Raw genomic sequence first — 16,066 nt, 5'->3', positions numbered from 1 at the left:
ACGGTATTATATATCCAAGCTTGCTACTAGTTTATCATAATGCTTTTTGAGCGGATAAGCTGCAATAATAATGAAAATTAAATTAAAAATCGCTGTTGGCAAAAAACGAAGTGACATGAAAGTAGAAAATGGCATGTTGGTTCGATGAATTAGGAAATACATTTCATAAACTCCTAACTCCAGAAGCAGCACCCCAATCAAGGCAACAATTGAAACAATGACAATATTGGTTTGTAATATTTTCATTAGCTTCAGAATAATATAGGAAACTAATGGCAACATAAACAAATAAATCCCGATAATTTCGGTATAAACAATATCAAATAGAAGTCCAACAAAGAAGCTATAAATGATCCCATATTTTCCAGGTCCATAAACTGTTAGAAAAGTTAAAGCAATTATTAAAAACCTGGGCACAATAATATAAGCTTCTCCAAAAGCTTTTTCGGGCATTAGCTCTACAAAAATGCTTTCTGCAATGAAAATCAAAATGAATAAAAGAGGAAGAAGGAATTTTCTCACAGTTCCTCCTCCTTATCATCTATCATTTCTTCCAAGTCAGGCTGTAAAGCTTTCCTATTTACAACCATCACATGCTCAATATCATATAAATTTGCCCCTGGCTTCACATAAGCTGTTAAAGTTAGTCCATATTCAGCAGGTGCAACTTCAACTACCTTTCCAATCGGAAGATTCTTTGGAAATACCCCGCCCTTACCGGAGCTAATGACATTTTGCCCCTTTTCTACTTTTGCATCAAATGGAATCCTTTTCAGTAATAGAAGTCCTTTATCTTTGTCATATCCTTCAATTAGGCCATAATAGCTATTTCCATCTGCCTGAATTTCAGCCGATATACGATTTGTCGGATCCATCGCACTTAATAGCTGTACTGTAGAAGTTAGAGGCTGACTGCTTTTCACCTTCCCGATCAAACCATTTGCAGTAATGACAGCCATATTTTGTTTAATGCCATCTTTAGACCCTTTATTGATAATAAGAAGGTCGGTCCATCGGTCAGGGTTTCTTCCAATTACTGTAGCTTGTATTGGATCAAATTCACTTAACGATTCCTTTTTATCAAGAATTTCACGAAGCTCAGCATTGTCCTTTTTAAACATTTGTACATCTGCTTCAAGACGTGCGAGTTCATCCAGCCGCTTTTTTAACTCTTTATTTTCTGTATATGTATTTTGCAAGTCTTGCAAATTTTCAAAGAAACCAGCAACATAATGAGTTGGGCGTGAAATGGCAGTTTGAATCCATCCAGTGGTATCCTTGATAAATTGCTCTGGCCAGCTTAATTGTTCACGTTCCTTTAATGAAAACCCAATCAATGCCACGAGAATAATGATGCTAACAAGCAAAAGAATCAGGCGTTTATTCAAAAAGAATTGTGGCATTTTTAACACCTCAATTTACTATTTATATAAGAAATGTACGAAGAGCATTGTATATCTAAAACAAGATCTAGGAACTGTCTTATCATAAACACGATTGGAGCCCAGTCACTATTTTAGGTGAATGGGCTTCAATCATGATATTAACGGGAATCCCTTGATTTATTTTTAAATAAATCAATGTGATCCAGTGCTTTTCCCGTACCAATCGCTACACAATCAAGCGGATTTTCAGCAATTAATACTGGCATTTTCGTTTCTTCACTAATTACCTTGTCCAAGTTTCGAAGTAAGGCGCCTCCGCCAGTCAAAACTATCCCGCGATCCATAATATCTGCTGCAAGCTCTGGTGGCGTTTTCTCTAGTGTTACTTTTACAGCGTCAACAATGGCATAAACTGTGTCATGCAGAGCTTTAGAAATTTCCTCAGCTGTTATTTCAATAGTCTTAGGAAGTCCAGTTAAAAGATCACGTCCGCGTATTTCAATATTATCGATACCGTTAGGATCACCCGCTGAACCAACTTCGACCTTAATCGTTTCAGATGTACGATCACCAATCAAAAGATTATAGTGTTTACGAATGTAATTGATAATCGCTTCATCCATATTATTTCCAGCTACACGAACGGACTGGCTAGTTACAATACCACCTAAAGAAATGATCGCTACCTCAGTTGTTCCTCCACCAATATCAACGACCATGCTGCCAGTAGGCTCCCATACAGGAAGATTTGCACCAATTGCCGCTGCAAAGGGCTCCTCAATTGGGTATGCATCTCTAGCACCTGCCTGACGAGTAGCGTCTATAACTGCACGTTGCTCAACTGCAGTAATCCCTGACGGTACACAAACCATCACATATGGCTTTCCAGAGAACAGTCCTTTGCTTTTATTTGCTTGCTTAATATAGTATTTCATCATGACGGCTGTTGTCTCATAATCAGCAATAACCCCATCCTTCATTGGGCGAAGTGCTACGATATTCCCTGGTGTCCGGCCGATCATGTTTTTTGCATCATTCCCCACAGCCACGATATGTTTTGTATCTGTTTGCAAAGCAACTACTGAAGGCTCTCTTACAACAATTCCTTTTCCCTTTACATATACAAGTGTATTAGCTGTTCCTAAATCAATTCCAAGATCCTTAGTTCCAAACATCGTTTGTATCTCCCTTTCTGATACGAAATGCGAAAATGAACAGAGCCAGCTGCTAGCTGACTAGTATATTTATTTTCATAAAAAAGTTACTTTTTGAATAGGTGATTATAATCATTCACGTAAAAAAGCATAAACAATATTATAGCTTATCGTCAAATAAAAACATAGTGCTATAAATACCCTTTTTCCTTCAGACTCACAAATTTATTTTCTCCAATAATGAGATGATCGAGCACCTCAATGCCAATTATTTTACCGCACTCAGAAAGCCTTTTCGTTACTTCGATGTCCTCTCTGCTTGGCGCGGGATCACCAGAAGGATGATTATGGGCACAAATGATTGAAGCAGCTGAACGCCGGAACGCTTCTTTGAATACCTCCCTTGGGTGCACGATCGAGGCATTTAGGCTGCCGATAAAAACCGTTTGCTTGTGAAGAACTTGGTTTTTTGTATTTAGATAGAGGCAAACAAAATGCTCCTGAGATAGGAAGCGCATGTCGTTCATGACATATTTTGCCCCGTCCTCTGGAGAGCGGATCGTATAACGGTCGTCATAGGATAAATTGGATATTCTTCTGCCAATTTCAACGGCTGCCAAAAGCTGAATGGCTTTAGCTGTACCAATGCCTTTTATGGAAGTGATTTCATTTAAAGATGCATCCTTTAATAGCCGTAAGCCTTCAAAGTGAGTAAGGAGCCTATTAGATAATTGCAGAACTGATTCATCCTTTGTACCGGTACGAAGAAGGATGGCAACAAGTTCATGGGTAGCTAAGCTTTGAGGTCCATTTTGGATAAAGCGTTCCCTTGGACGTTCATCCTGCGGAAAATCCTTGATCATTAAGCTTTGTGTTTCCATTGTTTCATTTCCTCCCTTACAATGGGCGCGAGGGAGATTAAGATGAATTTGCTTTCTGTGGAAATGGTTGGAAATATCCTGCATTTCTTAATTCACGAACTGTCCTAGAAACTGGCAGACCAACAACAGAAAAATAATCGCCATTGATTTCCTTGACGAGAACGCTTCCGAAGCCTTGAATTCCGTATGCTCCTGCCTTATCAAAGGGTTCACTGGTGTCAATGTAAGCATTTATTTCTTCATCTGAAAGCTCCCAAAACACCACATCTGTTTTTACATAGAAATTCTTTTCTTTTTCCGGTGCGATTATGGATACCCCTGTATATACAGAATGAGTTTTACCCGATAGACTTTTTAGCATCGTGTAGGCTTCTGTTCTGTCCTTCGGCTTTCCTAATACGGCTCCTTCAAGGACTACTACCGTATCTGCACCAATGACAAATGACTCTCGGTTTTGTAAACTTACTGCCTTTGCCTTTCTATTGCTGAGCTCCATGACAACTTCACCCGGTGTTAATGCCGGGTCAAAGCTTTCATCGACATCGCTGCTGGATACTTCAAAGGTTAAATGAAGATTTTCAAGAAGTTCTTTTCGTCGTGGAGAAGAAGAGGCTAGAATGAGGTTTTTCATATAATCACCTTACCTTAAATTTGTATCATATTGGGAGATACATCTATATCGTACCAAAATTCAGCAGGACAAACAATTTTATAACAGCAAATAATAAATCTTTAATGTGATTAACCACTTTAACCCTTTACCTTATCAAAATAAATAAGGAGTCTGTCGAAAAAGTAAGAACAGACTCCAATAATTTGCGTTATTTCCCAGAAAATATTCGATTAAGGGAGGTTAATGTCGAAACTTGATTTTGTTAGACTTAAAAGCATTTAGGTACTATATAAGCACTTGAACTTTCATTTATAAAACACAATTAACCTTTCAACTACTTTTTTATGCACATAAAAATATGTACTTTTACAATGCTTGATAAACCGAAAAAAATTCAAGTAAATGCTGTTGAACCTTTGTTAAAGCTGCGGAATCCTTTGACTCTTTATATGCCATTAACTGTTGATGGGCATGATTTAGTTCATTATTTAAAGAAATGATCCCTTTGTTTTTTAGCTGATCACCTTTATCGGTCTTTATGCTTTCAATTTGGGCTGCTATCTTATCAACATTAGCATCAGATAATGTTTGTTTCGTAGCTGCTTCCGTTGCTCCCTCTGCGATAGCTTGAAAAATACCGGGGGCAGCATCGATTATTTTTTTCTCCACTGCTAGAAGCCCCTCTAGTGATTTCTCATCTAAAGTGATAGGCTTTGCAAAAGCTTCATATCCTTTGTCCTTGAATTGATTCCCTATTTCTTTGGCGTCTTCAATACTTGAGGCAATACTTAAATAAAGTACGGCCTGTCCATTTATATCAATAACCTTTGAAGGGATTCCTTTTTGTATGTGATCCCCTTCGATTTGCCTAGCTGCTTCAATATTAGAGAAAACACCACCTTGGATAACAAAGGTTGATAGAGGTTGTAAAACGGCTGTTTCAGAACCTTCAGGTTGTTTGACCACTTCCTCTACGGCTGGCTCGGCAATAACCGGCTGTTCAATTTCTGCTGAATTTTCAGTGATGACTAGCTTTAACATGATAAATCCAAAGCCTGTCCCTAGTAAAATAGCAAAAAATACTGTTATGAATACGGATGTGAGAAATCCCTTATGCCTATTCTTTTTAAAGCTTTGGCCGAATGTCCCATTTCCTTTTTTACTAGATTTCTTCGTTTGTGCAGCTATATTATACTCTTTTAAATCTGTTTCTTCTATCGTGTCTTCTGGCAGAATCCAATCAAAGCTATCATCATCAGCTGTTTCCTTAGCGGCTGCCGATTCTTCCAAAGACATATTGTCCCAATTTTCTGTTCTGCCTTCCTGTTGTAAATGCTCAATTTTTATATCCTCTTTTTGATTTTCTTCCACAAGGTTTTCTTCGTAGGACCGATGCTCGCCATTTATTTTTATCGTAATGGTTCTACCTTTTTCCCGGCCTTCCACCATTCGTCCTCCTTCCATGTCGATTGATGATTAAGTTTCATCCTAACATATCGAAAAAAAAAAATAACAAGACTTTTGTCGTCTTGTTACGGGGGATTTTCGTCAAATTTTTTATTGTTCTTTGTTTGCTTGATTTGAAATATTTCCAGACATGCTAAACGGATTCTTTTTATCGCTTGTCTTTGGAACCTCCATTTTTGGAAGCTGATCTGTTAGGTCAGTTAAAGTCGGCATATAAAAAGCGGAAATAGTTATTTTCGATTCAATTGTCTGTTTCTCTTGATCTGTAGAAACAATCTCTTCCTGACCGAAAATATTAAGGTTCTCAACAAGAATGATCCGATTTTCTGATTCTAGCGTCTCTATAAATTTCTCCATTTCAAAATAATTAGAGGATTTAACGGTTAGTAAAACTGTTGTTTTTCTCATCCCAGCTGGCATGGGAATGGATGAATTTTCTTCTTCCTCTTGATCGGATGGCGATTCTTCTAAAATTGAATCCTCTGTTTCACCCTGTGCTTCTTCTTCCATTTCATCTGTTGAAAACTCCATATTTGAAACAAAACTCCCAGATACCGTTTCAGCCTTTTCAATATCAAGAAGCAGTTGTTCAACCAGCGGCTTTACAGGGATTTTTTTTTGAAGTGCTTCTGTTCCTTCATACGTATTAGAGTCTGTTTTTTTAATCTGACTTTCAATAACTGCAAGGAGCTGTTCCTCCGTTTGCAACTCCCGTTGTTTACTGGCTAGCGTAAACCTTAGCGGCTGAATATAAAGAAAGTAGATACCTAAAAAAATTAAAACTAATATGATAAAGCCAGTAATCCCTATAAATTTTTCTTTTTTTGAAGAAAGAAGGGTCATGATTCATCCCCCCCATTTTCAACTAACTCTACATCCTGTTTAATAACCGATCGATTTATAATAATTTCGTATTCAGCAAGGTAGCGAGGCAGAATTTTTTCCTTATCTGGCTCCAGTATGTGTCCTTCGTTGCTATCTTCCTCTGATATATTAGTCGTAGTTAAAGTACGGATAGCGGCATCTTCAATCCAATCTGAATCCAGCATAGATTTTAAGTAATAGGATGCTTCGCGACTTGTATCGAACTGAACAGTTATCACAATATTACCCGTTTCCTCGTAGCTAAAGGTTTGAACAAAGCCTCTTTCTGGCAGTAGGGCAGTAAACTTCCTTAAAATAGGGACTGTTTTGATCGGGTAATCATGAGCCCAATTTACTGCCTTTTCGAGCTCATCCAATGAATTAAGGGACTCTGCATTCGCCACTTTTTCTTGTTCTATAGCAATTAATTTCTGTATTTGTGATTGCTGCTGTGTAATTGAGTCAAGTTTTCCTTTATAACTTTGCCCAACCCAAACAGCAGATCCGATTCCCAAAAGCAATATAATACCTAACACACAAGCTAACATGACAAGAGATGTATTCCTCGATTCCTTTTTTGGCAATAGGTTGATTTCGATGAGCATACTTACACCTCTTTCAATGCAAGCCCAAGAGCCAGATAATGAGATCTTGGCAGCTTTTCTTCTGTTGCTGAAGGAATTGAGTTTGAATTAATCGTTTGATGTGGAAGGTCAAATCGGTTTTCTACCTCTTTTTTGATGATGTCAAGGTGAGGATGATCACCATTTAAGAAAATTTTGGATACCTGCTGTTTTCCCTGATTAATTGAATATCGGTAGAAATCCATGAATTTACTTATCTCTTTATATATGTCCTCTAGTTGAAACAGCAAAGCCTCTGGATCCCCGTAATATTGAAGCTCACTTGACCCGTTTTTGCCTGATTTGATCTCCCATTTATCTTCTTCAAAATCGAACACCAAATGATGCATAAATAGAGGTAGCTGGTTTTCAAAAATGCAGAGGTTAACCATATTAATATCAAATTGAATCATTAAGAGCCGCTCATCTTGATCAGGCATCCCTAAATGATGATAAAGCCGGTAAAGAGAAAGTGAAGAAACATCAGCAGCTTCAGGGACAAGCTTTACATTCGTGAATAGGCCGGCATAGTCTAAGACATTCTCTTCCTGTGCCGCAAATATTAAAATTTCTTTTTTATCCTTTTCTTTTCTCACCGTATACGTGTCAAATACAGGCTCATCAAATGGAAGATGAATACTTGTGCCAAGTTCTAGATATAAAAAGCCATTGGTTTCATCGTCCTTAACATCGCCAGGAATATTTACCTTTCGAATAATGACAAAGGAATCAGGAACGATAAATCGAACAGCGCGCTTCTGAATTTTCCAATCAGTAATACATTCTTCAAGAATCATTTCTAATGTTTCATGGTCAATAATTTTTCCGTCTCTGACAATCCCAAACGGAATAAACCGCTCTCCCCATCTTTGGATACTAAGCGGATTCGTTTGCTTCAATTCGACAAACCGAATCGAATAGTCATTAATAATCAGATTAATGATACGGTTTTTTCGCGAAAAAAGGGAAAGTGCCATTTATTAAACCCCTTACTAAAATCAAGATGCAAATAAGCGAAAGTAACTTTCGAGGATCAAATCTCCATAAAAATAGGCAGTCAGTGTTCCTGCAACAATAAACGGACCAAACGGAATTGGATTTTTCCTTTTCAGCTTACCGGTTAGTAATCCAATTATACCAAAAACCGCCCCATATAAGGTTGCTAGAAAGAAAGATAATAGAACTACTTTCAATCCAACCACAAGGCCAATAAGGGCAAAAAGCTTAATATCTCCTCCCCCCATACCTCCTTTACTAATAATTGCGATAAAAAGCAGGAGAGAAAAACCAACAGCTGCCCCTAGAAGGGAATTCCACCATGGTTCAAGAGGAATGAGAATCCGTTCTAATAAAAAAATCCCTGTAAACACAAGTAAAACTTTATCAGGGATAATCATATACTTGATATCAGATACAAAAATAATCATAAATAATGAAATTAACGTCCAAGCAACAAACAGCTCACTTGACCAACCTAATATTAACGGTGCTGCCGCAAACAGCAATCCTGTTAGCAGCTCCATTAATGGATAAATAGGAGAAATGCGCACCTTGCATTGGCGGCATTTCCCCCCTTGGATGATGTATGATAGAACCGGTATCAGCTCATAAGGATTGAGCTTATGATGACAATTTGGACAGGCTGAACGCGGTGCCACAATGGATTGGTTTTGTGGGACGCGGAGGCCAACGACGTTGAAGAATGAACCGAGTGCTAGACCTATTATTAGTATATAGATTATTAGAAAATACATTCGCTAACACTCCTAACACTAGTTAGAAAAGATATTTTATATCCTAAAAATTTATTTTCCACCAGTTTCATATTTCAAAGCATTAATCTCAGCAACAGTCGTTCCTATAGTAGTTGTACCAGCTTTAGGTTTATGATTTGATGTGGCAGTAACAGTTACAGCACCTGTTGTAGAAATTGTTACAGTCCATGATGCTAGGTTATTATTCGAGATTTCAATATACTCAGCAAGGGGGTTAGGTGAATCAGTACTTTTAATATCTTTATTTGCTGTCTCAGGAGCGCCATTAGACGCGACATACAATTTTCCAGCACTTATTAGTTGAATTGCATCTGCCTTCGCCGCATCATATTTTGATTTAGCAATAACATTCCCAATACTAGGAACAGCAATCGCCGCAATAATCCCTAAAATTACTACAACCGCCAATAATTCCACCAACGTCAACCCACGCTGATCCTTCAATCTCTTTCCAATTCTTTTTAACATACTAATCTCCCTCTCTATTAATATTAAATCATGACATAAGACCTAAATTTAATTATACTAGACGCTAACTAAAATAATAGATATAAAATGTTAATTTTTTGAAAACATTATCCGACCTGATTAAAGATCTCAAACATTGGAACCATTATGGATGTCACAATCGTTCCGACAATGCCCGCAAGGAAAACAATCATTAACGGTTCAATAAGAGATTTAATTCTATCAGTACTGTTTTCTACCTCTTTTTCATAGAAATCAGCTACTTTACCAAGCATGGCGTCCAAAGCACCTGTTTCTTCCCCAATAGCAATCATTTGTGTTAGGAGAGGAGGAAAGGCCCAGTGCTTCTTCATTGGTTCTGTTAATGATTGACCTTTTTCAAGTGAAGTTCTTGATTGCCGTATAACCCTTGCCATAACTTCATTATCAACTACTTTTTCAACTATCGTCATGGCCTGTAATATGGGGACAGAACTCGTAAACAGGGAGCTTAATGTCCTTGTCATTCTTGCGATTACTGCTTTTTGCAGCATCTTTCCAAATATAGGGGTTCTTAGAATTATATAATCTAAATAATATCTTGTCTTCGAATTATTCCTCAGGATTATAATCATAATTACCAAACTGATAAAAAAGATTAAAACTAGCCACCAATAAGTTTGCATAAATTCGCTTGCGCTCAGAACAAACTTCGTAATTGCCGGCAGTTCCCCTCCGAAATCTTCAAACATCGCAACAAATGTCGGCACAACCGAAACTAAAAGAAAAATAACAACAGCAATTGCCACGAACCCTACGACAATTGGATAGGCTAGTGCAGAGGTAATTTTCTGCCTAGTATTATGCTGTTTTTCAAAATGTTCAGCAAGTCTTTCAAGCGTTTCATCCATATTACCGCCTGCCTCACCTGCACGAACCATATTGATAAACATCGATGTAAAGATTTTTTTATGTTTAGCAGCGGCGTCCGAGAGTGGATTTCCCTCTCTTAAATCTCCTTCAATAGCCAACAGCGCTTTTTTCAAGGCTTTACTTTCCGTTTGTACAGATAGTATTTTTGTAGATTCTACTACAGATATCCCTGCTTTTAATAATGTTGAAAATTGTCTTAAGTAAATAACAAAGTGCTGTAGCTTAACAGGATTTCCGATTGAAATATCTTTTGTTAAGAAGGATTCAGGCACTTCAGCGATCTCCAAAACCCTAATTCCTTCCTCTCTTAATTTAAACATTGCTTCCCTTTTCGATGTTGAGTTGATTATTCCTTCTATTTTCCCTTTACGATTTCGGCCGGAATATTTATATCTACCCATTTTAAGTTAACATCTCCTGCAGGAATGGTTCTGCAATGTCTTTAGAGATGATGCCGGACTGAATTAAACTTTTAATATTGCTCTCAAGTGTATGCATTCCCTGTCCACGTGACGTTTGCATAATATTCACGATTTGATGGATTTTTTCATTTCGAATAAGATTAGCTACGGCCGAATTATTAATTAATATTTCAGTTGCAGCTTTCCGGCCTTTAATATCTTCTCGTTGAAAGAGCCGCTGTGAAATAATCGCCACTAGAACGGAAGCAAGCTGAATTCGAATTTGTGGCTGCTGAGAAGGTGGGAATACATCGATAATACGATTTATTGTCGATGGTGCACTTGATGTATGTAAGGTTCCTAAAACTAAATGCCCCGTTTCAGCAGCCGTAATCGCAGTTTGAATAGTTTCCAAATCACGCATCTCACCAACTAAAATAATGTCAGGATCCTGGCGTAATGCCGCCCTTAAACCATTTGCAAAATTCCTCGTATCAAAGCCAACCTCTCTCTGATCAATAATTGAATTTCCGTGCTTATGCAAATACTCAATTGGATCTTCGAGTGTGATAATATGCTTTCGCATCGTTTCATTCATATACTGGATCATTGAAGCTAGTGTCGTAGATTTACCGCTGCCTGTTGGGCCTGTCACTAGGACAAGGCCTTGTGGCTTTTCGGCTATTTTACGTAAAATATTCGGCAGCTCTAACTCCTCAATCGTTGGAATTTTTGTCGGTACAACCCGAATAGCCATTGCTATACACGATCTTTGGTGATATGTATTCACACGAAATCTGGAAACACCCGGAATGCCATAGGAGAAATCCAATTCTCCCTTTTCCTTAAACTGCTCCCACATATGCTCCGGAATAATCGCCCTTGCCATTCCTTCCGTTTCTTCAGGCAATAATGGTTCTTTTCCGTATTTTTTCAAGTCTCCATTTATCCTAAGAATTGGCTGAACACCAACGGTTATATGCAAATCTGATGCTTTCAATTCAAATGCGGCGCGTAATAAATAATCTATTTTTTCCTTCATTCCTCGCACCCCTATTCAAGTATCGCGACTCGTAATACTTCTTCAGTAGTAGTTAGTCCTTGTTTTACCTTTAACAAGCCATCATCGATAAGGAAGATCGTTTTATTTTTTATCGCTAATTCTCTTAATCTAGTAATTGATTCCCCATTCATAATCGTGCGTCTTATATCATCATTGACGACAAGCACCTCATGAATGGCAATCCTTCCTTTGTAGCCTGTCATATTACATGATGAACAGCCCCGACCGCGAGTGACTTTATCTACACTCATCCCTCTTTTTGCAAAAATCTCTACCTCTCGCTTAGAAGGTGCAATAACCTCTGCACAATCTCGGCAAATTCTCCTGACAAGTCTTTGAGCGACAATTCCACTAAGTGACGAAGCAACTAGAAAAGGCTCAACTCCCATATCCATTAATCTAGTAATGGTACCAATAGAGTCGTTCGTATGGAGAGTACTTAATACTAAATGCCCTGTAAGTGAGGCTCGTATAGCGACTTCAACTGTTTCCTTATCTCGAATTTCACCGACCATAATGATATTTGGGTCTTGGCGAAGAATAGAGCGCAATCCTGCCGCAAATGTCATACCGATATTGGAATTTACTTGAATTTGATTAATGCCCTCAAGTTGGTACTCAACCGGATCTTCAATCGTGATAATATTCACTTCTTCACTATTTAACTGGTTTAATGCCGCATATAAAGTGGATGATTTCCCAGAACCTGTTGGTCCTGTTAACAGAACAATTCCCGTTGGCTTTTCGATCATGTCTTTAAATCGCTTTAAATTTAATTTATTGAAGCCTAGCTTTTTGATATCATTTAAAGAGCTGCCTAAATCAAGAATCCGCATAACCACTTTTTCGCCAAATACAGTTGGCAAGGTAGAAACACGTAAATCAACAGGATGAAAGTCAAGGTTTACTTTTATTCTTCCGTCCTGCGGGATGCGGTGCTCTGTAATATCTAGGTTTGCGATTATTTTAATCCTGGCAATCAGAACACCCTGCATGTGCTTTGGAAGAACACGTTCCACTCTTAGGACCCCATCAATTCTGTAACGAACAACAACCTTCGTTTCCTGTGGGTCAATGTGAATATCACTAGCTTTCATCGTAACAGCATTCGATAAAATTTGGTTCACTAATTTTACAATTGGTGAGTCCTGATCTGTTATCTTTTCTTCTTGAACTGTCTCTGTTTGCGAATCATCACCCAGTAGTTCCTCAAAGCCCTCATCGATGTCATAATACTTGTTTATCGCTCTTAAAATATCATCTTTCGTTGCAATGGCCGTCTCAATCTGGAATCCTGTTGACAGACGTAAATCATCTATTGCAAAAAAGTCCATTGGATCAGCCATGGCGACAAACAGCTTGTCCCCGTCTCTTTTCATAGGAATTAAGAGCTGACGCTTTGCTATCTCTTTTGGAATAATATTAAATAGCTTTGTATCAAATGGAAAGCGATACAGGCTTATATGTGGAATGCCGAGTTGGAATTCAAGTACTTCAATAAGCTGCTGTTCCGTAATAAATCCCCTTTGAAGAAGGGCATCACCAAGCTTTTGCCCATCACTTTTTTCCTTTAATGTTACTAGGAGCTGCTCTTCTGTAATAAGGCCAGCATTTACAAGTAAATCACCAAGCCGCTGCCGATTTTGTTTCATATACTATCCCTGCTTTATATGATTATTTCATTTGTTCAATTGGCTTGCCCCAGAGATCACTATTCGATTTAATCACTCCAATTGCTTCTTCATCCATATCAGAACTTGTCAGATTGCTATTGTTACTCTGTTGATTATCATCTAAAGACTCAGTATTTTCGGAACCAGTCTCTGCCTGGCTGCCAGCTTCAACATCGGCTTTATTGATGAGACCGTACACTTCAATTTGATGAATAGGAGGATAGAAATCTTCTGAAATAGCTTCACTTCTTAAAAGTGCTCCTTTTTCATCATAAATCTCTCGAAAAACTTTAATAAATAATCCTTCTTTACCTTGCCTTTCAACCACTTTTTCACTAGGCTTTAACAAGGAATTATACTGTTTTATAATTTTGGGTTTAAAGCTTTGTTCATCATTTGAAATAACCTCATACTTATTTAAAAAGGATTTCCCTTTGAGCGAAAGGATTAACACACTGTCAAAAAACTGCATATTAATTTCGTATGGTATTTCATTCGGATTAACAAAAATAAGATCGATATTTTTTTGTGAATCTACTTTTGCTTCAAAACCTAATGGAATATATTCAGGCTTTTCATTCCCGATATTTCTTTCAATAATTGCAAAGTTAGTCGGCAAAATTAATTGATATATGCCAGAGGCTATGGCATTTAGAGCATCTGCAGACATATTGTTAAACCCTTTTTCTTCTATTAGCTTAAGTAAAGAGAACCTATTATTAGCTGGAATCTCAATAGGCTTTTCTAATATACTGCTAAAATGAACTACATCTGTTTTAACTTGAACTTCATGAATTACAACATCTTCATTAATACTTGAACTTGTAATATAGTCTTCAAGCTTTAATTCAAGTTGTTCAGATTGTAATCGTGTTGCACTTTTTAACAAATCTGTCTGTAATTTCTCAAAATCAATAGATCGGGAATCTATTAAAGGGTAAGAATTCAAGATAGAATCTTCTAACGTGTTCTCTTCAAATTGGACAATTACCGTATTCTGCTGCCCATTTTGTGCTGTTTTAACTGATTCAGTAATATTAAAACGAAACAAAGCATTGTCTAACTGAATCTGATTTTCTTTAAAATGAATATTTATTACCATTTCATTTAACCAAAGGGTTAGCTGCTCATCTACAGCTTTCATCGCCTCTGATTCATTTTTGCCCGAAATGTTAACATTTCCAACCACTGTATTCTCATCAAAGTTGTCAGCATTATTGATAATCGAATTGAAAGCGGAAGCACCGTAATGCGAGAAGGCAAAGATAAAAAATGTAGAAAGGAAAAGCACAATAAAAATTTTAATTCCTTGCTTGTTTTTCACCTAGCCAACTCCCCTTCAATTGCTTATCTCTTATTTATGAAATACTAGTTCTTCAATCTCAATTTCTTCATCCAAATCAGTTTTTTCCTCATTATCTTCTTCTATTTGAAGCTCTTTAGTAAACACAATTTCCTCTAATTCTTCCATTACAGGTTGAGGAACATGATCAATTGTTTTAGGCATCTCTTCTGTTTCCTCATACCCTATATCATTTTCTTCGAGTAATTTCTCAATTTCTGACATATAAGCGTTTTCAGAATTATTCTCCTGATGCTTTGTACTGCTCACGTCTCCATTAGTAGTGATCGTTGCTACCCGATTCTCTAGAAATGAAACATCCTCATCTAAGTCTAGAGGATCTACCGGAGTTTCAGTATCAAATATTTTTTGTGCAACTATTTGAATTTCCTCAGAAGCCTCGTCTTCCTCATAGAGAGAATTTTCCTGCTCCATTAAGTCATCCTCTTCTTGAGGAATTTCGCTAGCTGCAGCTACTTCATTTAGCACAGTGGGTAAAGCTTCTTTTTCTATGACTATATTTGGTTTCTCATCTTCTCTATGTAAAGTTTCTTTTTCTATGGATATGATTTTCTTCTCTATCGGCTTAGAATCTACTTTCGTTTGAGTAACATTCACTATTCTTTTCTCTATCAAAAGGGTAATTAAAAAACAAAGCAGAAAAATAATCAATATCGTTTGATATATTGGTAATTGCATATTAGCCATTAGTCCTACATTTGCTAGTAAGAATGCAACACCAATAAGAACAAGTTTCCACTTCTTAGGAAACCCAATCGGCAGCAAAAGCAATACGGGCGTAAGAATTAACAACGAAACTATCAAAAATATAGCAGTTATCATTCCTCTACACCCCCAAAAAAATTATAATCCCAATTTATCACAAAAACTGCAGGCAAAATGTTACATTTTTTCAAAAACTACTAAAAAAGACCTAAATAGAACTTTTCATGGATGATTCATATTGTATAATAAATGAGAGTGTTTGAGAAGATTGTACTTTCTTTGAGTTGGAGGGATAGAAATGAATCAAAAAGGGTTTACTTTACTGGAATTACTGCTATCCATATTAATACTCACCATTATTTTTATCTCATTCATGACATTCTTCTCTCAATCAGCCTTTTTTATAAAGAAAAATGAAGAAAAATTCTCTGCGGCTAATACTGCTCAAATGGTATTAAATATATTGCAAGAAAGAGAAAAAGAGAAAAAGGATAAGAAAGAATTTATTATTTTTCCTGAGAATATTCAAAAGGATATTAATAATGGTAAAACAGGCAGCATTACTAATAAAACGGAAGAGTTTAGAACTATATTAAATCAAGATATTAAATCCAATTTTAAGATAACCATGGAATTTAATAAAAAAAGAGAATTTAATAATCTAATACAAGTAAAGATAATTGTAAGAAATCCAGAGAATAATAAAGATGAAGCTGTAA

General features: G+C 37.0%; 17 protein-coding genes. 1 reads left to right on the top strand and 16 read right to left on the bottom strand.

Going from position 1 to position 16,066, the window contains the following annotated elements:
- Positions 1 to 6: 6 nt before the first annotated feature.
- From mreD to V7164_RS06925, 16 genes are all read right to left on the bottom strand, one after another.
- Positions 7 to 522 carry a rod shape-determining protein MreD gene (mreD, locus tag V7164_RS07000; RefSeq protein ID WP_335345758.1) on the bottom strand — a complete coding sequence of 172 codons (516 nt, stop codon included), beginning with the start codon at positions 520 to 522 and terminating at the stop codon, positions 7 to 9.
- Positions 519 to 1,403 (bottom strand): rod shape-determining protein MreC, encoded by an 885-nt coding sequence (gene mreC / locus V7164_RS06995; RefSeq protein WP_335345759.1) that lies wholly within the window; start codon positions 1,401 to 1,403, stop codon positions 519 to 521. The genes mreD and mreC overlap by 4 nt, the downstream gene beginning before the upstream one ends.
- Positions 1,404 to 1,543: 140 nt before the next feature.
- Positions 1,544 to 2,560, bottom strand: coding sequence for a rod shape-determining protein (locus V7164_RS06990; protein WP_335345760.1), 1,017 nt, complete (start codon positions 2,558 to 2,560; stop codon positions 1,544 to 1,546).
- Positions 2,561 to 2,730: 170 nt separating this feature from the next.
- Positions 2,731 to 3,420, bottom strand: a complete 690-nt coding sequence (gene radC, locus V7164_RS06985) for a RadC family protein (protein ID WP_335353754.1) — start codon at positions 3,418 to 3,420, stop codon at positions 2,731 to 2,733.
- A 37-nt stretch (positions 3,421 to 3,457) separates the two neighbouring features.
- A complete protein-coding gene (locus V7164_RS06980; RefSeq protein ID WP_335353753.1) occupies positions 3,458 to 4,051 on the bottom strand; it encodes a Maf family protein in 594 nt (197 codons plus the stop codon).
- A gap of 348 nt (positions 4,052 to 4,399) precedes the next feature.
- Positions 4,400 to 5,482, bottom strand: a complete 1,083-nt coding sequence (locus tag V7164_RS06975) for a hypothetical protein (protein ID WP_335353752.1) — start codon at positions 5,480 to 5,482, stop codon at positions 4,400 to 4,402.
- Between the two features lie 108 nt (positions 5,483 to 5,590).
- Positions 5,591 to 6,343 (bottom strand): pilus assembly protein PilO, encoded by a 753-nt coding sequence (locus V7164_RS06970; RefSeq protein WP_335353751.1) that lies wholly within the window; start codon positions 6,341 to 6,343, stop codon positions 5,591 to 5,593.
- Entirely contained in the window at positions 6,340 to 6,969 is a 630-nt protein-coding gene (locus V7164_RS06965) for a fimbrial protein (protein ID WP_335345765.1), read from the bottom strand. The genes V7164_RS06970 and V7164_RS06965 overlap by 4 nt, the downstream gene beginning before the upstream one ends.
- A 2-nt stretch (positions 6,970 to 6,971) precedes the next feature.
- Positions 6,972 to 7,964, bottom strand: coding sequence for a type IV pilus biogenesis protein PilM (gene pilM, locus V7164_RS06960; protein ID WP_335345766.1), 993 nt, complete (start codon positions 7,962 to 7,964; stop codon positions 6,972 to 6,974).
- Between the two features lie 21 nt (positions 7,965 to 7,985).
- Entirely contained in the window at positions 7,986 to 8,741 is a 756-nt protein-coding gene (locus V7164_RS06955) for a prepilin peptidase (RefSeq protein ID WP_335345767.1), read from the bottom strand.
- 51 nt (positions 8,742 to 8,792) lie between these two features.
- Positions 8,793 to 9,230 carry a type IV pilin protein gene (locus tag V7164_RS06950; protein WP_335345768.1) on the bottom strand — a complete coding sequence of 146 codons (438 nt, stop codon included), beginning with the start codon at positions 9,228 to 9,230 and terminating at the stop codon, positions 8,793 to 8,795.
- A 107-nt stretch (positions 9,231 to 9,337) separates the two neighbouring features.
- A complete protein-coding gene (locus V7164_RS06945; protein WP_335345769.1) occupies positions 9,338 to 10,543 on the bottom strand; it encodes a type II secretion system F family protein in 1,206 nt (401 codons plus the stop codon).
- A gap of 1 nt (position 10,544) precedes the next feature.
- Complete coding sequence (locus V7164_RS06940; RefSeq protein WP_335345770.1) at positions 10,545 to 11,585, bottom strand: type IV pilus twitching motility protein PilT; 1,041 nt, start codon at positions 11,583 to 11,585, stop codon at positions 10,545 to 10,547.
- 11 nt (positions 11,586 to 11,596) lie between these two features.
- Positions 11,597 to 13,258 carry a GspE/PulE family protein gene (locus V7164_RS06935; RefSeq protein WP_335345771.1) on the bottom strand — a complete coding sequence of 554 codons (1,662 nt, stop codon included), beginning with the start codon at positions 13,256 to 13,258 and terminating at the stop codon, positions 11,597 to 11,599.
- A gap of 22 nt (positions 13,259 to 13,280) precedes the next feature.
- Positions 13,281 to 14,603 carry a hypothetical protein gene (locus tag V7164_RS06930; protein ID WP_335353750.1) on the bottom strand — a complete coding sequence of 441 codons (1,323 nt, stop codon included), beginning with the start codon at positions 14,601 to 14,603 and terminating at the stop codon, positions 13,281 to 13,283.
- A gap of 30 nt (positions 14,604 to 14,633) precedes the next feature.
- Positions 14,634 to 15,464, bottom strand: coding sequence for a hypothetical protein (locus tag V7164_RS06925; RefSeq protein ID WP_335345773.1), 831 nt, complete (start codon positions 15,462 to 15,464; stop codon positions 14,634 to 14,636).
- Between the two features lie 181 nt (positions 15,465 to 15,645).
- Here V7164_RS06925 and V7164_RS06920 point away from each other — a divergent pair.
- The coding region (locus V7164_RS06920; RefSeq protein ID WP_335353749.1) for a prepilin-type N-terminal cleavage/methylation domain-containing protein at positions 15,646 to 16,066 on the top strand (421 nt) is incomplete at its 3' end.

This window comes from Bacillus sp. JJ1474 (assembly GCF_036965225.1).
Classification (GTDB): domain Bacteria; phylum Bacillota; class Bacilli; order Bacillales; family Cytobacillaceae; genus Cytobacillus.
This window is presented reverse-complemented; position numbering and strand designations above follow the sequence as displayed.